Origin of the sequence: Arthrobacter sp. JZ12 (genome assembly GCF_035189165.1) — a bacterium.
GTDB lineage: Bacteria > Actinomycetota > Actinomycetes > Actinomycetales > Micrococcaceae > Arthrobacter_D.
On sequence record NZ_CP045246.1, the window covers coordinates 2,319,170 to 2,336,919 of the forward strand.

The window sequence follows — 17,750 nt, forward strand, 5'->3', positions numbered from 1 at the left end:
AAATAAGAAATCAGCGGCTTCTACAGCCTGTAGAAGGTTATCAATGTCACACACCGACGTCAGTATGCGTCCAGCAGGCGTCGGGCGAGAGCGGACGCACGGTCCCGCGCATTGTCGATTACTGACACCAGTCCCGTGCCGGCAAGCCAGGCGCCCACGACCTCGAGCCCGCGCTCATCGGCCGTGGCCGCCCGAACCCGGGCAATCCGGTCGCGGTGCCCGATCGTTGCGTGCGGAAGGGCGTTGTTCCACCGGACGACGTCCCAGTCGACGACGTCGGCCTGCCCGATCCGCACATCCAGCAGCAGCGACGCATCATGCAGTGCTGCCGAGAACAGCGCGTCGTCGGCAACCTGGGCGGTGGTGTCGGAGGCACGCCCGTAGGAGAGGCGCACCACGTGGTTTCCCGGACCCGCTTTGTCTGCAAGCCATGGCCACTTCGCGGTGGCGTGCGTGAGCGCCTTGGCCCGTACCCCGGGAGTCCCCTCTCCGACAAGCACCCCGGTGCCGCGAGGGGCTGCGTCGAGCTGGGGAACGTCCACAACCAGGCTCACCAGCGCGACGTCGGGAACCACCTCCGGCCGGTCCCTTGCCAGCTGGGGCAGCGTCGGTGAAAGCAGGTCGACGGCGGTGGGACCGTCCACGGCCACTATCACCGCGTCCGCCTCCAGGGTCCGGGAGTCGGTTACCACGGTCCACCCGTCGGGGCGGCGGGTGAGCGTGCGGACCGGCTCGGACGCCAGGAGGTTCGCGCCATCGCGCTTGAGCACGTCCACCAGGGCCGCGGGAAGCTGGTGCATTCCGCCGTCGAGTCCAGCGACGGTTGAACCGGCCGGGGCCGCTTGCCGCATCGCACCGACGGCGGCACCCAGCGACCCGTGCCTGCGCATGGCGGCGCGGAGGCCGGGTACGGCGGAGTCCACGTCGAGGTCGTCGGGGTCGGCAGACAGCACGCCGCCGACGACGGGAGCCACCAGCCGGGTCAGCACCTCGGACCCCATCCGCGCCCGGACCACCGCACCCAAACTCAGTTCGGACTGGTTCAGCAACGAGCCGAGGGGCAGCGCGCGGTCCAGCGCCGCACGCACGCTGGCGGCACGGCCGATCAGGCGTGTGATGTCGGGGTCGCGGACGTCGGCGGGAATCCCAAGTACCCCGGATATCGGCAGCGGGGCCGCCATCCGTCCGCCGTCCGGCGCAGGCAACTGCAGCCAGGCACCGGCCGGGTTCGGAGTCCGGATCCGGTCCCCCAGTCCGAGTTCGCGGGCGAGGGCAGGGACAGTGTCCGCGCGCGTCGAGAACGACTCCGCACCGGCGTCGAGCGTGAGGCCCGCCAACGAATGGGGGGCAACCGAGCCGCCGAAGTCGGGCGATGCCTCAAGCACGGTCACGGCAAGTCCGGCAGCGGCGAGTTCGCGCGCCGAGCAGAGACCGGCCATGCCTCCGCCGACGACGACCACCGAGGCCGGAGTCGTCGTCGTGCTTTTGCCGGCCCTGCTGCTCTGGCTACCCCGGCTCATCGCTTGGGCGGCACCGAGTGAACGAGCGAAACGACACGGGTGAGAACGTCGGGATCGGCTTCAGGCGGAACTCCATGACCGAGGTTCACAACGTGACCAGGAGCCGATGATCCGGCGTCGAGGACCTCGCGGACGTGGGCCTCGAGGACGTCCCACGGCGCGGACAGCAGGGCGGGATCGATATTGCCTTGGAGCGCAACGCTTCCGCCAAGCCGGCGGTTCGCCTCATCAAGCGGGAGCCGGTAATCGACTCCGACAACGTCGACGCCGACGTCCCGCATCGCCACGAGCAACTCGGACGTTCCGGTGCCGAAGTGCACCAGCGGCGCACCGCAGTCGCGCACGTGGTCAAGGGCCCGGGACGACGCCGGCGCCACGTGGCGCACATAGTCGGCCAGTCCGAGGGAGCCGGCCCAGGAGTCGAAAAGCTGGCCGGCGCTCGCTCCGGCCTCAAGCTGGGCTCGAAGGAAAAGCCCCGATGCGTCGGCCGCCCACTCGGTCAGGGCCCGCCAGGCTGAAGGGTCAGCGTGCATCATCGTGCGCGGACCCAAGTGGTCACGGGAGGGACGCCCCTCGACCATGTAGGCCGCGAGGGTGAACGGGGCGCCGGCGAAGCCGATCAGCGGAGTGTTCCCCAGTTCAGCCACTGTGCGCGCCACGGCTTCCCGGATGGGTTCCAGGGATACGGCACGGAGCTCCGGCAGTGCGGCGACGTCGGCCGCCGTTCGGACGGGCTTGCCGAGCACAGGTCCCACGCCCGGAACGATGTCGACGTCGACTCCCGCCAGCTTGAGCGGGATGACGATGTCGGAGAAGAAGATGGCGGCATCGACGTCGTGCCGACGTACCGGCTGCAACGTAATCTCTGCAGCCATGGCCGGGTCCAGGCAGGCATCGAGCATGGCCGTACCTTCACGCAGCGCACGGTACTCAGGCAACGAGCGACCGGCCTGCCGCATGAACCAGACGGGGCGCCGGGCAGGGGTCTTGCCGCGGTAGGCCTGGATGAGCGGGGACTCCGAAGTCCTGCCGTCGGAGAGCGGATGAGTTGCGCTGAGGGTCATAGGGTTGATTCTGCCGAAGTTCGTCCAGTTCGGATAATTGCACCTGCCGGGCGCAGCGGCGTGGGTGGCCGACATCACGGTGGCGTGCAAAATTCTGAGAGCTGTGGAAAAACCCCGAAATTTCGCGGAAAAGCGCCACTTCTGTGGACTTGGAGAAACCTTGCAGGTTAGGTTGACCTATTAGGGCTGAGGCGGGGCGCTTGGCTATGCTGGAAGGGCTGTGAATTACTTTTCCTTGGTCGCGACCCACTCGGATATCGATCTGGAGACGGTAGCCCGCCTTAGCGTCGGGGCGTCCCAGGTCGCTTCTTCCGCGCTTCAGGACAGCCCGGCGCTGACTGGAGCGGTAACGCTCGCCACCTGCAACAGGTTTGAGATCTACGGCGAGGCAGCCTCCGAGCAGGACGTCGAAGCCGCACGGGCCTCCCTCATCACAGCTATCAGCGAGCAGTCCGGACTGCCCAAGAGCACCGTCTCTGATTCCTTCGCCACCCTGACCGGCCAGGAAGTTCCCCGCCACCTGTTCAGCGTAAGCTCCGGCCTGGATTCCGCAGTGGTCGGCGAGCGCGAGATCGCCGGCCAGGTACGCCGCGCACTGATTGAATCCCAGGGCACCGGCACGGCCAGCGGCGGCCTCGTCCGCCTCTTCCAGGCAGCATCGCGGACAGCGCGCGACGTCGGCGCCCAGACCGCGCTCGGTGCACGGGGACGTTCGATCGTCTCGGTCGCACTCGACCTTGCGTCCGATCTGGCCGGCAACCCGGAACTGTCCGACAAGGCAGTAGTCATCTTCGGTACCGGTGCCTACGCCGGCGCAACCATGGCCCTGCTGCGCGAGCGCGGCTGCACGGACATCTCGGTTTACTCACCATCGGGCCGCGCAGAGAGCTTCGTCGCGACCCGCGGCGGTGCGGCGCTGTCCGAGGAGACATTGCCGGCTGCTTTGACCCGGGCCGACGTCGTCATCGGCTGCAGCGGAAGCGAGCGCCGCGTGAGCGCCGATGATGTGCGCCGACTGCGGGAGGGCGTGGACCGCACCCTTGTCATCGTCGACCTCGCACTGAGCCACGACTTCGATCCCGAGGTCGACATGGTGGAGAACGTTGAACTCATCACCCTGGAATCGGTTCGCCTCGCGGCGCCCGAGGAGCAGGCAGAGTCGCTGCGCCAGGCCGGGGATCTGGTCTCAAAGGCTGCCGAGTCATTCCAGGAGCAGGTGAACGCCCGTTCGGTCGACGCGTCGATCGTTGCACTGCGCAAGCACACTCACCAGGTGCTTGAGGCTGAAATGGCACGCGTTCGGGCGCAGCACGGCTGCACCGCCGCGGCCGAGGAAGTGGAATTCGCGCTCCGGCGGATGGTACGGCAGTTGCTGCACATCCCCACGGTCCGGGCACGTCAGCTTGCGGCAGAGGGACGCCAGGAGGACTACACAGCGGCCCTCGAAGCGCTGTACGGAATTGAGCCTGAACAGGCGGTCGCCCCCGCTGCCACGTCCGAGCAGGCCTGCCCGGCACATCAGGCACAGGTCGATTCAGCCTGACTCAGGTTGGCCCGAACCGCACAGTCAGTAGACAGGCTTATTCGGCTCCACATCGCTGATCCAGCGCAGGATTCCGCCATCCACGTTGTAAGCCTTGCGTGCTCCTTGCTGACGAAGGAAACGCACCACATTGGCTGAGCGCCCTCCCGCCTTGCAGTGGACGTACATCTCCCGCTCCGGATCCAGCTGGACCTCGCCATTCAATACTCGGTTTTGGGGAACGAGTGTCGATCCGTCGATCCGGACGATCTCGTACTCCCCCGGCTCCCTCACGTCAATCAGGTCGAAGTCACGCGCACCGGCTGAGCGGTCCCTGAGGAGTTCCTCCAGCTGTTGGACGGTAACGGTGGGAAGCTCTTCCTCGTCCTTGGTGGTGACAGGAGTTAGCCCGCAGAAGGCCTCGTAGTCCGATAGTTCAGTCACAGGCGCTGCTGAGGGGTCGCGCCGTACACGCAGTTCCCGCCACGTCATGTCCAGCGCATTGAAGATGAGCACGCGGCCGAGGAGCGTGGTTCCGATGCCGGTGATCAGCTTGATCGCCTCATTCACCATGACCGACCCGATCTGGGCGCAGAGCACCCCGAGTACTCCGCCTTCCGCACAGGAAGGAACGGCACCTGGCGGTGGCGCCTCCGGGTACAGATCCCGATAGCTGGGACCATGTTTGGCCCAGAAGACGCTGACCTGCCCGTCGAAGCGCAGAATTGAGCCCCAGACATACGGTTTGCCCAGGATCTCGGCGGCATCGCTCACCAGGTAACGGGTTGCGAAGTTGTCCGTGCCATCCAGGATCAGGTCGTAGCCCGCGAAGATGTCCAGCGCGTTTCCCGCGTCCAGTCTCACCTCGTGGCGGATGACCTGTACATGCGGGTTGAGTTCAAGGATGCTCTGCTCGGCCGAACGCGCTTTCTCCTGGCCGATATTGCTCACGCCGTGAATCACCTGCCGCTGGAGATTGGAGACATCGACGACGTCGTCGTCCACGATTCCCAGCGTCCCCACGCCCGCTGCCGCCAGGTAGAGCAGGGCGGGCGATCCCAGCCCACCGGCTCCGATCACAAGCACCCTCGCATTCTTGAGCCGCTTCTGGGCTTCAAGTCCGAACTCGGGAAGAATCAGGTGCCGCGAATAGCGTTCGGTCTCCTCCCTCGTCAGCTCTGGGTGCGGGTCTACGAGCGGACCAGGTACAGCAGTCGGAGAGCTCATGCTTCAATGTATGCCCCTCAAGGCCGATACATGCAATGCAACTTCAGGCAAGACTTCCGGACAGCAACCCAAGCGCAATGAATCGGGCGGCTTTCGGTCCGTTGACGCAGTGCACAGGTAGACTGGGAGCCCGTCGATCAGGCGGACCTGTTGGCGAGAGCCCGACGACCAAGACAGAGACCAAAACAGATATCAAAGACAAGATTCAGCACACAGACGAAAGCCCAGGAACGTGAGCTCAGAGGCACCGGCAAGCGGAAAGGCCGTTAGGCTTCCCCGTGACGAGCGGCGACGGCAGCTGCTGCGCGCCGCTCATGAGGTGTTCGTCGCGAACGGCTACCACGGTGCCGCCATGGACGAGATCGCCGAAGTGGCGCACGTGAGCAAGCCTGTGCTGTACCAGCACTTCCCGGGGAAGCGCGAGCTTTACCTGGCCCTGTTGGAGAATCATCTTGCGTCCCTGACCGATCTGCTGGTGGAAGCCATTCGGTCAACCACGGACAACAAGCAGCGCGTGCACGCGACCATGCGTGCCTACTTCCAGTTCATCGCCCAGGACAGTCAGGCACACCGCATCGTCTTCGAGTCCGACCTCAACAACGACCCTGATGTCAGCCGAAGGCTCGAAGCGTTCAACGCACACTTTGCGGATGAGATCGCCGGTGTCATTGCCGGCGACACCAGGCTCTCCCATCTTGAAGCTACGCTCCTTGGCCGTGCAATGGCAGGCATGGCGCAGGTCAGTGCCCGTTACTGGCTGGAGACGGACGGCAGCCTGGACATCGATGCCGCTGCTGAACTCATTTACCGTTTAGCTTGGCGCGGAATCAGTCGGTTCCCCAAGGAAATCTGAGTTACATTTCCCTTAGTCTGCTGGCGCGGCACGTTCCCGCCATGCACGTTTCCGCTCACCCAACAGGAAGGCCTGACCGTGGAGATCAAGATCGGCGTCCAGAACGTCAACCGTGAGATTGTCCTGGAATCGAACCAGACCGCTGACGAGGTGGCAGAGATCGTCAGCAAAGCCATGAACGGCGGTGCCGAGCTGCGACTGTCGGACTCCAAGGGCCGTCAGGTGATTGTCCCTTCAGCTGTTCTGGGCTACGTGGAAATCGGCGAAAGCGAGTCGCGCCGTATTGGTTTCGGCGCCCTCTAGCCCACACCCTCCAGCTGATAAGGATGCTGCAGTGGTTTCCCTGATCGTGGTCGCCGGGGTGTCAGTATTCATCGGGTTTCTAGCCTCGTTGATAGACCCTCGGCACCACCGCTACGGACTACTGCTGCTGCCCGCGGCAGCCCTTGTCTCAGCCCTTCTCACCTGGATAATCCTGCAGTTCACGGGATTGGGCTATCATCCGGATCTGTTCTGGCTGGCCTGGCTCCTGCCGCTGATCGTGGCGGCAGGAGTCACGGCCGGCACAGCCTGGTGGTTCGGCCGCCACAGGGAGCAGGCTGACCAGGCGGCTATGACGGCAATCCTCAAGCGGCGCTGAGTATCGCCGCATAACGCGCTTTCAAAGGTCGGCCCGGCCCTCGAATGATGAGGATGCCAGGGCATGTTCGCGCTTCGGTATCCTGCCCGCCCGTGCCGCAAGCCTGCCGGCAATCACCGCGTGGCGGAAAGCACTTGCCATCGCAACCGGATCCTGGGCCCTGGTGACAGCGGTAGCCAGCAGAACGGCGTCGCACCCAAGTTCCATTGCAAGGGCCGCATCCGATGCGGTGCCGATCCCGGCGTCGAGCACTACCGGAACCGATGCCCGGGACACGATCAGTTCGATGTTGTGCGGATTCAGGATCCCCAGTCCGGTACCGATCGGAGCTCCCAGCGGCATCACAGCGGCCGCGCCGAGCTGCTCCAGGCGGAGGGCGAGCACCGGATCGTCATTGGTGTAGGCGAACACGGTAAAGCCCCGCCCGACGAGCTGCTCCGTTGCCTCCACCAGTTCGACGGCGTCGGGCAGCAGCGTCTGCTCATCCGCAATAACTTCCAGCTTCACCCAGTTCGTCTCCAGCGCCTCCCTGCCCAGTTCGGCGGTCAGCACTGCCTCCCGGGCCGTGAAGCAGCCCGCGGTGTTAGGCAGGATTCTCATCCCCTGTCCCTCAAGCAACTGGAACAGACTAGCGCCCGCTTGTGGCGTGTAGCGCCGCATGGCCACCGTCGTCAGCTCTGTGCCCGAGGCCGCCAGTGCTTCGCCCAGTCCGTCCACGCTGGGAGCTCCCCCCGTCCCCATGATCAGTCGGGATGCGAGCGCTATCCCGTCGATCACCAGCGGGTCAGCGGGCTGGGGTGCCAAGTTCTCCTGCACCTTAAAGTTCCCCTGCACGTTAGTGTTTTCCTGCACGTTAGTGTTTTCCTGCAACTCAGCCTCCCTGTACTGCTGTGACGAGTTCGATGTCGTCGCCATCGGCCAACTGCAGGCCCGCCCACTGGCTGCGCGGCACCACTGTGGCATTCACCGCGACGGCCACGCCAAGACGGGCTCCGTCTGCAGGCTGCCCGGACGGCGCCAGGGGCCTGCCGGTATGTTCTGCGACCAGCTGAAGCAGGTCGGCAGCCGCCGTCGATAGCGTTTCGCCGTTCACCGTAACGGTGCGGGCGGCCTGTACTTGTTGAGTGCTCATACACTTCCCTTCTGGAACCTGTCGGGCCGGTACCGCTCATGGCCTGCCGGCAGCGGCTTGCCTTCCGCAAGATCAATGCAAGCGGCCGCCGCAGCGGGGGTCAGCAGCACCCCGTGCCGGAAGAAGCCTGTGGCCACGATGAGGCCGTCGTTTCCCGGGACACAGCCCATCAGCGGCGCGTTGTCCGGCGTGCCCGGACGGGCCCGGCAAAGCACTTCCTCCAGCTCAAGTTCTGCTACGGCCGGAATCAACTGCTGCGCATCCCGGAGCAGCTGATAGACACCGCCCGCGGACACCGCACCGCTGCCGTCCTCCCTCATTGTGGCGCCGATAACCACTGTCCCGTCTTCGCGCGGCACCACGTACACCGCATGACCGCGGACCAGTCCACGCACGGTGGCGTTGAGCAGCGGCCTCAAGGTCGTCGGCACGCGCAGCCGGAGGATGTCGCCGTACACGGGACGCAGTGGAAGCGGGACGGGCAGTCCCTCGAGGGTTGCTGCGTCAAGCCCGTTGGCAACAACGGTGGAGCGGGCACGAACGGCACTGCCGTCGTCGAGCATTACCCCCGTCACCGTCGTCCCGCTGCGCTGGAGCGCAGTGGCGCGCATCCCGATGACCTGCCCCCGAGCGCGAACCGCAACGAGCAGCGACTCTGCGAGCTTCCGTGGATCCACCTGGTGGTCACCGGCGGCACGAAATGCACCGGTTGGTGCCGGCCCGATCAGGGGTTCGGAGCGGCGCACCTCGCGCACCGGAAGCTGTTCGACATCAAGTCCGTGCAGTTTCTGCACCTCGCGGAGGTCCGCGAGGGACTGCCGGTCAGCCGCATCGACGGCGAGCACCACGGTCCCGGTCCCGCGGTATTCGGGATCGATGCCGGTCCACTCGAGGGAGGCTAGGAACTCCGGGTAACGGGCTGCCGAGTCGAGAGTCAACTGCAGGAGGTGTTCCTCGCGGTAGTGCAGTTCACTGGCCGGCGCGATCATGCCGGCGGCGGCGTGGGTGGCTCCGGTCGCGGGCGCCGGATCGATCACGACGGCGGTCAGGCCCCTGCGGAGAGCTTCCCACGCAATACCCAGCCCTACGATCCCACCGCCGACGACGGCGACATCCACCTCTGTTTCCACAGGAGTCCTTCCCTACGCCGGCATGACCCGGATCAGGTTTGTTGTTTCCACAACGCGGTCGGCGCCGAACGCCCTCTCAGCCGTTGGCACTGAACCAAGTCAGCGCGGCACGGCTCCCGCAGTACCCCCTTATTGTAGGTGGCATGCAAACTTCCGCCGCTCGCCTGTACCTGTGCACCGATTCCCGCCCGCAACAAAACGACTTCGCCGACTTCGTCGACGCAGCATTCGCCGGCGGTGTGGACATCATCCAGTTGCGGGACAAGAACCTGGAAGCGGCGGAAGAACTCGAGGTTCTGGAGGTGCTCCGGGCAGCCGCAGTGGCGCATGGAAAGCTCTGGGCCGTGAACGACCGCGCCGATATCGCCGCCGCAAGCGGCGCACCGGTCCTGCACGTTGGTCAGCGGGATCTTCCGCCCGGTATTGCCCGGCCTTTCCTGCACGACGGCGGCATCCTGGGCCTGTCGACACACTCCCCGGTCGAGGCTGCTGCTGCGGCGGCAAACCCGAACGTGGACTACTTCTGCGTCGGGCCCCTGTGGGCTACGCCCACCAAGCCCGGGAGGGCCGCCGTCGGACTCGAGTTGGTGCAGGAAGCAGCGCGTCTGGAGCAGGCGCACGAAGCCGAAGGCCGGGCGCTCAAGCCCTGGTTCGCCATCGGCGGGATCGACCAGCAGAATATAGGCGACGTGATTGAGGCAGGCGCGAGCCGCGTCGTCGTCGTTCGCGCCATCACTGAGGCGACGGACCCCAAAGCGGCTGCCCAGGCACTGCGTGCGGAGCTTCCCGCCTAGCTATTGTCTGCCCGCTCAACGCGTTTCAACAATTTTTCAAAGCGAGGGACGCATACGGGCCAAGAATGTCGGAGGCGGGTGATGGACTGTAGTCATGGCTCAGGCGACGGCTACCAAGGATCTCCGCTCCGATGGTGCGGCCTCCCTTGAACCTGCGCGCATTGCGGTAGGGAGTGGTGCGCGCGAGAGTGATGCCCGCGGGGAAGCCAGTGCGCGGTGCTCGTGTGGGCGGCCGTACCTGTGTACGGGCCTGTTTTGTCCGGGCCCGCCGCGGTACTGCAACGGGTTCGAGCTGGACTCCACCACCGATGAGGAAGAACGCGCCCGGGTTGAGGCAGCTGAGCCGGAGACGCTGATGCGGATGCTCGCCACCTCGAACCCATGGTTGCAGGGGCTGCCCGACGCCCTTGATCTGCTGCTGGCGGCGGACCGGTTGGAGTCGTGGGTGGCAGCGCAGAAGGTTGCGCTGACTGCTCAGGTCTTCCGTCAGGTCGACGGGCACGAAGCCGGCCGTACCGGTGAAGAGCACCCGCCGGGGACTCATCCGCTGGCCGCTGAGGAGATTGCGCCTTTGCTGCGGGTACCCGGCCGGACGGCGCATCGAATGCTTCGGAACTCGCTACGCCTGGCTGATGATCTTCCCGCCACCTGGGAGGCTCTGGAAGCCGGTAGCATCACTACCGCGCAGGCCCGGGTGATCGTGGAGGAATCCTCCTTCATCCCGGCCCACGCGGTGCCACACTTCGAAGAGACGATCCTGGAAACCGCGGCCATGTTGACTCCACCGAAGCTTGCGCGGCGGTGCCGGCGGCTGCGGGAGGAACTGCATCCGGATTCCATTGTCGAACGGGCCAACCGGGCGCGGAAGGCCCGGGACGTGACCGTGCAGCCGGACCAGGACGGGATGGCCTGGCTTTCGGCGTACCTGCCCGCCGAGCAAGCCGTCGGTATTTTCAACCGGGTCGACACCGCCGCCCGTTCCCTCCAAGGACCCGAGGAACACCGTACCCTTGCCCAGCTCCGTGCCGACGTTTTCACGGACGTGCTCACCCACACCTGCACAGGGAACCCGGAGAAGGGCACCGGGTACCGCGGCATCGGAGCTTCGGTCTACGTCACCGTCCCGGTCATGACCCTGCTCGGCCACCGCCGGCAGGACTGGCAACACGCCAAGGCCGAGAATCCGGACAACGCAGCGAACCGGAACGGCGCGACCACCGATGACACCCCGCCCTCGGTCGAAGGCTGTGCGAACGGTCTGCTGGACGGGCACGGGCCGATCGACCCGGAAACGGCTCGGAACCTTGCCGCCCACGCCCCGAGTTTCACCCGGATCCTCGTTCACCCCGAAACGGGGGCCGTACTCAGCGTCGGGCGTGACCGGTACCGGCCGCCCAGACACCTTCAGGACTGGGTCAGGATCACCAATCCCACCTGCGTTCACCCGGGTTGTAACCGCTCAGCCTGGTCCTGCGAACTCGACCACAGCCAGCCCTGGGCCCATGGCGGAACCACTGAACTGGCCAACCTCGCACCCCGCTGCAAACTCCACCACACACTCAAAACCGACGGCATCTGGACCATCACTCCAACCCGGTCAGGACCACCCCACACCACCTCATTGGCCGGCAAAACCTACACCACCCTCCCCGAACCACCCCCGCCCTTCTAGGCGCGCGGAAGGTGACTAGGTGGGCGGTTCTGAAGAGCGAGCGGCAGGTGAGCCGCTCCCACGCGCCCGGAGTGCCGAAGCGGAGCCCGCGCGGGGATCACGTCAAGCGCGCTTGTGCGGGTTGAGGCGGTGAGTTCAGGCGGTGAGGCCGAGCAGGCTCATACGGCGGGAATGGTTGCGGGTCAGCTGGGCGAAGAGCTGCGCTGTCTCACGTTCATGGTCGGCTGTCTCCCCAGCGAACAGGAGGCCACCGAGGAACTGCCGTTCGATGCCGACCCGCTGGGCCTGCGTGAGCGCTTCGCCCACAAGCCTCCTCCCCCACAGGGCCAGCCTTGAGGCGAGCCGGGGGTCGTCGGCGAGCGCCCCCTTCAGCCGTGACTGCAGCAGTTCGCTCTGCTCTTCGGTGGACTGGACCTGGGCGATGATGCTCCGCGTGTCCTCGTCCAGGCTGCCCGCAAGCGCGGTGTAAAAGTCACTGGATATTGCGTCAATGACGTAGGCCTTCATCAGGGACTCATACCAGTCGGCAGGCCGGGTGCGCTCATGGAAGGAGTCAACGGAGGCCTGGAAGGGCGCCATCGCATCCTCGGCGTCCACACCCATCTCGGCGAGGTGAGCGCTCACCAGTTCGAAATGTTGGAACTCGGTGACCGCGAGCCTCCCGAGGGCGGCCTTGTCACGCAGGGTCGGCGAAAACCGGGCGTCGGACGAGAGCCGCTCGAACGCGGACAGTTCACCGTAGGCCATCACGCCGAACAGGTCCACGACAAAGCTGTCGGGACGCCCAGGACCATTGGCCCGCCCGCCTGCCGAGGCCTTCGACGGAGGGCCTGCAGGGGTTCGAGGGTGCAAGGCAGTCATGCAATCCAGCGTACCCGCACGCATTTCTACCCGCAGATTTGTCCGTACCTTGTACTAAGTTGTCACTGTGCCCTATTCGCATCTGGATCTGAGCAACCGCGACTCGCAGATCCAGCTGACCGCGGCCCTGGAAAAGCTGCGGCAGGAGCTGGAACTGCGAGGTGAGTTTCCGCCTGAGGTGCTGGCGGAGGCGCGTTCAGCTGTGCAGCGGCATTCGCCCCCTGCACGGGACCTCTCGGCCCTGGGCTTCATCACCGTAGACCCGCCCGGGTCAACCGATCTGGACCAGGCCTTCCACCTGGAACGGGCCGGCTCGGGCTACCGCGTCTGGTACGCCATCGCCGATGTTCCGGCCTTCGTTGTCCCGGGCGGCGCCATCGATGCCGAGGCCAGGCTCCGCGGGCAGACGATGTATGCACCGGATGGACGAATTTCGCTCCACCCCGAGATCATCGCCGAAGACGCCGCAAGCCTTCTGCCCGGCCGGGAACGGTCCGCCTTCGTATGGGAATTCCAGCTCGACGAGGATGCGCAGGTCCAGTCTGTCAGCGTCGAACGCGCGGTGGTCCGCAGCCGCGCCCAGCTGACCTACCAGCAGGTCCAGGAAGACATCGACTCCGGAGGCGCAGCAGAGAACCTGAGGCTGCTGAAGGAGATCGGCATCAAGCGGATCCTTCTGGAGAAGGAACGCGGAGGCGCAAGCCTCAATCTCCCCGAGCAGGAAATAGCGCACGACGGCGAGCGGTACTTCATCGTCACCCGTCCCCGCTGGCGGCGGAAGATTGGAATGCCCAGTTGTCCCTGATGACCGGCATGGCTGCTGCGGAGATCATGCTTGAGGGCAGGGTGGGGATCCTTCGCACCATGCCCGCACCCGATGAGACCTCGCTTGCCCGCTTCCGGCACCAGGCCCGCGCGCTTGGCCGTTCGTGGCCGCACACGGTTCCCTATGGTGAGTTCCTCCGAAGCCTCGACACCTCCGACCCGCGGCAGTTGTCGCTCATGCACGCTGCTGCCTCCCTCTTCCGCGGAGCCGGTTACACGGCTTTCGACGGCGAGATCCCCGAGGCAGTGGATCAGGCCGCCATCGCCGCTCCGTACGCCCACACCACAGCCCCGCTCCGGCGTCTCGTGGACCGCTTCGTGCTGGTGATCTGCGAGGCGCTGTGCGCCGGCAGGGAGGTCCCTGACTGGGTTCGCGCTGCCCTGCCGCAATTGAACGCCCTGATGTCGTCGTCGAACCAGTTGGCCTCCCGCCTGGAAAGCGGAGCCATCGCGGCTGTGGAGGCGGCGCTGCTGAGCAACAGAGTGGGTGAGGAGTTTGACGCCGTCGTCATCAGCGCGTCGCGTCCGGTTCCGCCGGCGGATGCCGAGCGCGACGGAGCCGTGTCCGGCAACGGGAAGAACGGCGAAGCAAAGAACGGCAACGGCCGCAACGGCAACGGGAATGGAAAAAACGGGAACGGCAAGAACGGCAACGGCAAGAACGGGAACGGCGGGCCGCACGGCATCATTCAAATCGCCGACCCCGCCGTTGAGGCCCGCTGTGACGGCGTGATGACGGCCGGCGAGGCTGTCCGGGTCCGACTGGTGACAGCGGACATTGGGCGTCGCGAGCTGCGCTTCGAACTGGTCGCTGCCATCCCGCAGACCACGGCGTCAGAGAGCGAGAGCGCAGCAGGGTAGACTTGGGTGCGTAGTAATGGATGCCCGGTCGTTCTTTTGATGAACTTGCGTCGGAATTTGAGCCGACACTCGACCCGCAGTACCTACGCGATCTTGAGTTTTACCAGCTCTAGGCGGAATACACCGCGTCAGAGCCGCCGTTGATAGCCCGCGATCGGCTTCCACTGGACGCCCTGCCCCGTCCTGCTCCGAATGGCCCTTCGAGGCCGTCGTCGAGCCCGGCCGCGGCAGTGCCTAATTGAACGGTAGTACGAGTGACCATAGACAACCATCACCTCCATGCAGACAACAGCGACGACGAAATCTTCGTCGAAGAGACGCTTGTCAGCACTGAAGAGCCGCACCACGAGGCGCCGGAGACATTTGCGGACTTCAACGTGCGCGCTGACATCGTCGAATCGCTTGCCGATGCCGGAATCATCCACCCCTTCCCCATCCAGGCAATGACGCTGTCGATTGCTCTGGAAGGCCACGACATCATCGGGCAGGCGAAGACCGGAACCGGCAAGACACTCGGGTTCGGCGTGCCGGCAATTCAGCGTGTGGTCGGCCCCTCCGACGACGGCTATGACAAGTTGCCCGCACCGGGAGCCCCGCAGGCGCTGGTCGTAGTACCCACGCGCGAGCTCGCTGTCCAGGTTGCCGACGACCTGACCAAGGCGTCGAAGAAGCGCAACGCGCGCATTGTGACCATCTACGGCGGCCGGGCCTATGAGCCCCAGATCGAAGCCCTCAAGAAGGGGACGGAGATTGTGGTCGGTACACCGGGCCGGTTGATCGACCTGTACCGACAGAAGATCCTGTCGCTGAAGAATGTCCGCATTGTTGTCCTTGACGAAGCTGACGAAATGCTGGACCTCGGGTTCCTGCCCGATGTCGAAACCCTCATGTCCGCAACGCCTCCGGTCCGCCAGACCCTCCTGTTCTCCGCCACCATGCCGGGCCCGGTCGTGGCAATGGCACGCCGGTACATGTCGCACCCCACGCACATCCGGGCAGCTGACCCCGAGGACGACGGCGCCACGAAGAAGGACATCCGGCAGCTCATCTACCGTGCTCATAGCCTGGACAAGGACGAGGTCGTGGCCCGCATCCTGCAGGCCGAGGGACGCGGCCGGACCATCATCTTCACTAAGACCAAGCGCACGGCCGCGAAGCTGTCCGAAGAACTGGTTGACCGCGGCTTCGCTGCCGGTGCCATCCACGGTGACCTCGGCCAGGGAGCGCGCGAGCAGGCTTTGCGTGCCTTCCGCGGAGACAAGATCGACGTTCTGGTGGCTACCGAGGTCGCGGCCCGCGGCATCGACGTCGAGGACATCACCCACGTCATCAACTTCCAGTGCCCCGAGGATGAAAAGGCCTACCTGCACCGCGTCGGACGTACCGGCCGCGCAGGCAAGAAGGGTACCGCCATCACCTTCGTGGACTGGGACGAGGTTCCGCGTTGGGGCCTGATCAACAAGGCGCTCGGCCTGGACCAGGCTGAGCCGGTGGAAACATACTCCTCATCCCCGCACCTTTACACCGACCTGGACATTCCGGAGGGCACCAAGGGCCGTCTCCCCCGCAGCCAGCGCACACTCGCCGGCATCGGTGCGGAAAAGATCGAAGACCTGGGTGAGACCGGCAAGAAGGGCGGACGCTCCCGCTCAGGCGGGCGGCGGAGCGGTTCCGCGTCCGGGTCCGGGACGGAGGAGCGGTCGCGCGGCCGCAGCCGTTCCGGTGGCCCCAACGGCGCCAAGGCTGCAGCGAGCGAGGAACGCAGCGATGCCGAGGCAAGCCAGCGCACCGAGCGCATTGAACGCACGAGGCGCTCCCGCACCCGACGCCGCAACGGCGAGGTCGTAACCAAGCCCACCGCCGAGGGCTGACCGTTCATGGTTGACGCTGCGGTCCATCCGGCCTGGACGCCGGATGGACCGAACCTCGTGGTGCATGCCGACAACCTGGAGTACCTCGCAGGATTACCGGACGGTTCCTTCACGATGATTTACGTGGACCCTCCGTTCAACACCGGGCGGGCCCAGCGGCGGCAGCAGACAACTATGGTCAGAAGCGCACCCGGCGAGGGCGACCGGATCGGGTTCAAGGGCCTTAGCTACTCGACCGTCAGGGGCATGCTGGCGAGCTACGACGATGCTTTCGAGGACTACTGGGAGTTCCTGGCCCCGCGCCTTGCCGAAGCCTGGCGCCTGCTGGCTGACGACGGAACCCTCTACGTTCACCTGGACTACCGCGAGGTGCACTACGCCAAGGTGATGCTGGACATGCTTTTCGGCAGGGCTAGCTTCCTCAACGAGATCATCTGGGCGTACGACTACGGTGCCCGTGCCCGCCGCCGTTGGCCGGCCAAGCACGACAACATCCTTGTCTACGTGAAGGATCCCGAGGGTTACTACTTCAACAGCGATGAAGTGGACCGTGAACCTTACATGGCCCCGGGCCTGGTAACCCCCGAAAAGGCCGCGCTCGGCAAGCTTCCCACCGACGTGTGGTGGCATACGATCGTCTCGCCCACCGGAAGGGAAAAGACCGGCTACCCCACGCAGAAGCCCGAGGGCCTGATACGCCGGGCGGTCGCAGCAAGCAGCAGGCCGGGCGACTGGGTCCTGGACTTCTTCGCGGGATCAGGCACCCTGGGCGCCGCAGCCGGAAAGCTCGACCGAAGGTTCGTCTGCGTGGACAGCAATCCCCAGGCCATCGAAGTGATGGAGCGCCGCCTGGCGCCCTGGCTTGTCGAAACCGACCGGGACGGCGTCCCCGTCGCGACCGGATAACCCGACTCCGCCGTTAGCGAATGACGCGGCTTCCGGTGCCGAGTTCCTCAAGTCTGGCCAGAACGTCCGGATGGGTGAGGTTTTCGCCCAGGAGATTGGGCTTACCCGTACCGTGGTAGTCGCTTGAGCCGGTCACCAGCAGGTTGTTCTTCGCCGCAATGCCCCGCAACTCTTTCCGTCCCTCCTCCGGGTTGTCCCGGTGCTCGATCTCGAGGCCCAGCAGGCCGGCGTCGATCATGGCATGCGTGACGTCGCTGTCAACGATACGGCCGCGGGAAGAAGCGACGGGGTGCGCGAACACCGGCACACCCCCGGCTGCCCGCACAAGTGCCACGGCATGGACGGGATGCGGCGCATAGTGTCCCACCCAGTAGGGCGAGCGGGCGCTGAGCATACTCGCAAACGCTTCGCTACGGGTTCCCACCACATTGAGGGACACCAGGGTGTCGGCGATGTGGGGCCGGCCGATGGTGGCGCCGTCGGCCACGTGTTCCAGGACGTGCTCCCAGGAGATGGGATAGTCCGCCGCCAGCTTCTCCACCATTCGTTCAGCGCGCGTGAGCCGTGCATCCCGTGACCGCTCCACCTCGGCGAGCAGCCCGGGATCATCCGGGTTGTGGAGGTAGGACAGCACATGGACGCTGACTCCCGTGTCCGTTCGGCAGGAAACTTCCATGCCTGGCACCAGCGCCAGTCCCAGGGTCCTGGCTTCCGCCGCCGCCTCAGACCACCCCGCGGTGGAGTCATGATCGGTCAGCGCGATGACATCAAGCCCTGCCGCTGCGGCCGCGCGCATAAGCTCCGCCGGACTTTCCGTACCGTCGGACACCGTTGAGTGGGCGTGCAGGTCGATTCTCACCGAACAACTCTAC

General features: G+C 65.6%; 16 protein-coding genes, 1 pseudogene and 1 riboswitch. Of the genes and pseudogenes, 9 read left to right on the forward strand and 8 right to left on the reverse strand.

Annotation, left to right across the window (positions count from 1 at the left end; all coding sequences use genetic code 11):
* Nucleotides 1-59 precede the first annotated feature (59 nt).
* The gene (gene hemG, locus GC088_RS10615) at nt 60-1,520 is read right to left on the reverse strand and encodes a protoporphyrinogen oxidase (RefSeq protein ID WP_323958980.1); all 1,461 of its coding nucleotides are present in this window, start codon (nt 1,518-1,520) and stop codon (nt 60-62) included.
* Nucleotides 1,517-2,584, reverse strand: a complete 1,068-nt coding sequence (gene hemE, locus GC088_RS10620) for a uroporphyrinogen decarboxylase (protein WP_323958981.1) — start codon at nt 2,582-2,584, stop codon at nt 1,517-1,519. Before hemE ends, hemG begins: the two co-directional genes overlap by 4 nt.
* A gap of 220 nt (nt 2,585-2,804) precedes the next feature.
* Between hemE and GC088_RS10625 the strand changes: the two genes are divergently transcribed.
* Nucleotides 2,805-4,127, forward strand: coding sequence for a glutamyl-tRNA reductase (locus GC088_RS10625; protein ID WP_323958982.1), 1,323 nt, complete (start codon nt 2,805-2,807; stop codon nt 4,125-4,127).
* A 24-nt stretch (nt 4,128-4,151) separates the two neighbouring features.
* On the opposite strand, the gene moeB is transcribed toward GC088_RS10625, so the two are convergent.
* Nucleotides 4,152-5,333, reverse strand: coding sequence for a molybdopterin-synthase adenylyltransferase MoeB (gene moeB / locus GC088_RS10630; protein ID WP_323958983.1), 1,182 nt, complete (start codon nt 5,331-5,333; stop codon nt 4,152-4,154).
* A 232-nt stretch (nt 5,334-5,565) separates the two neighbouring features.
* Between moeB and GC088_RS10635 the strand changes: the two genes are divergently transcribed.
* From GC088_RS10635 to GC088_RS10645, 3 genes are all read left to right on the forward strand, one after another.
* Nucleotides 5,566-6,186 carry a TetR/AcrR family transcriptional regulator gene (locus tag GC088_RS10635; protein ID WP_323958984.1) on the forward strand — a complete coding sequence of 207 codons (621 nt, stop codon included), beginning with the start codon at nt 5,566-5,568 and terminating at the stop codon, nt 6,184-6,186.
* 78 nt (nt 6,187-6,264) lie between these two features.
* Complete coding sequence (locus tag GC088_RS10640; protein WP_323958985.1) at nt 6,265-6,489, forward strand: DUF3107 domain-containing protein; 225 nt, start codon at nt 6,265-6,267, stop codon at nt 6,487-6,489.
* A 31-nt stretch (nt 6,490-6,520) separates the two neighbouring features.
* Nucleotides 6,521-6,826, forward strand: a complete 306-nt coding sequence (locus tag GC088_RS10645) for a hypothetical protein (protein ID WP_323958986.1) — start codon at nt 6,521-6,523, stop codon at nt 6,824-6,826.
* A gap of 21 nt (nt 6,827-6,847) precedes the next feature.
* Here the strand turns inward: GC088_RS10645 and GC088_RS10650 are convergent, their stop codons facing one another.
* The 3 genes from GC088_RS10650 to thiO all read right to left on the reverse strand — a co-directional run bounded on the left by GC088_RS10650 (nt 6,848) and on the right by thiO (nt 9,088).
* Nucleotides 6,848-7,567: a thiazole synthase gene (locus GC088_RS10650; RefSeq protein WP_416377534.1), complete on the reverse strand. Its 720-nt coding sequence runs from the start codon at nt 7,565-7,567 to the stop codon at nt 6,848-6,850.
* Nucleotides 7,568-7,697: 130 nt separating this feature from the next.
* Nucleotides 7,698-7,958: a sulfur carrier protein ThiS gene (thiS, locus tag GC088_RS10655; RefSeq protein ID WP_323958987.1), complete on the reverse strand. Its 261-nt coding sequence runs from the start codon at nt 7,956-7,958 to the stop codon at nt 7,698-7,700.
* Nucleotides 7,955-9,088 (reverse strand): glycine oxidase ThiO, encoded by a 1,134-nt coding sequence (gene thiO / locus GC088_RS10660; protein WP_323958988.1) that lies wholly within the window; start codon nt 9,086-9,088, stop codon nt 7,955-7,957. The genes thiS and thiO overlap by 4 nt, the downstream gene beginning before the upstream one ends.
* A riboswitch (TPP riboswitch) is annotated at nt 9,081-9,218 on the reverse strand. (Overlaps the previous gene by 8 nt.)
* A gap of 13 nt (nt 9,219-9,231) precedes the next feature.
* On the opposite strand from thiO, the gene thiE reads away from it, so the two are divergent.
* Together thiE and GC088_RS10670 are read left to right on the forward strand one after the other, a co-directional pair.
* Nucleotides 9,232-9,882 (forward strand): thiamine phosphate synthase, encoded by a 651-nt coding sequence (gene thiE, locus GC088_RS10665; protein WP_323958989.1) that lies wholly within the window; start codon nt 9,232-9,234, stop codon nt 9,880-9,882.
* Nucleotides 9,883-9,976: 94 nt separating this feature from the next.
* Nucleotides 9,977-11,554 carry an HNH endonuclease signature motif containing protein gene (locus GC088_RS10670; protein WP_323958990.1) on the forward strand — a complete coding sequence of 526 codons (1,578 nt, stop codon included), beginning with the start codon at nt 9,977-9,979 and terminating at the stop codon, nt 11,552-11,554.
* A 135-nt stretch (nt 11,555-11,689) separates the two neighbouring features.
* On the opposite strand, the gene GC088_RS10675 is transcribed toward GC088_RS10670, so the two are convergent.
* Nucleotides 11,690-12,415 carry a ferritin-like fold-containing protein gene (locus GC088_RS10675; RefSeq protein WP_323958991.1) on the reverse strand — a complete coding sequence of 242 codons (726 nt, stop codon included), beginning with the start codon at nt 12,413-12,415 and terminating at the stop codon, nt 11,690-11,692.
* Nucleotides 12,416-12,482: 67 nt separating this feature from the next.
* Here GC088_RS10675 and GC088_RS10680 point away from each other — a divergent pair.
* The 3 genes and pseudogenes from GC088_RS10680 (at nt 12,483) to GC088_RS10690 (ending at nt 16,878) form a co-directional block, all read left to right on the forward strand.
* Nucleotides 12,483-14,101, forward strand: a pseudogene (locus GC088_RS10680) (RNB domain-containing ribonuclease).
* Nucleotides 14,102-14,355: 254 nt separating this feature from the next.
* Nucleotides 14,356-15,972: a DEAD/DEAH box helicase gene (locus GC088_RS10685; RefSeq protein ID WP_323958992.1), complete on the forward strand. Its 1,617-nt coding sequence runs from the start codon at nt 14,356-14,358 to the stop codon at nt 15,970-15,972.
* Between the two features lie 6 nt (nt 15,973-15,978).
* Entirely contained in the window at nt 15,979-16,878 is a 900-nt protein-coding gene (locus GC088_RS10690) for a DNA-methyltransferase (RefSeq protein WP_323958993.1), read from the forward strand.
* A 13-nt stretch (nt 16,879-16,891) separates the two neighbouring features.
* On the opposite strand, the gene GC088_RS10695 is transcribed toward GC088_RS10690, so the two are convergent.
* A complete protein-coding gene (locus GC088_RS10695) occupies nt 16,892-17,737 on the reverse strand; it encodes a PHP domain-containing protein (protein ID WP_323958994.1) in 846 nt (281 codons plus the stop codon).
* Between the last annotated feature and the right edge of the window lie 13 nt (nt 17,738-17,750).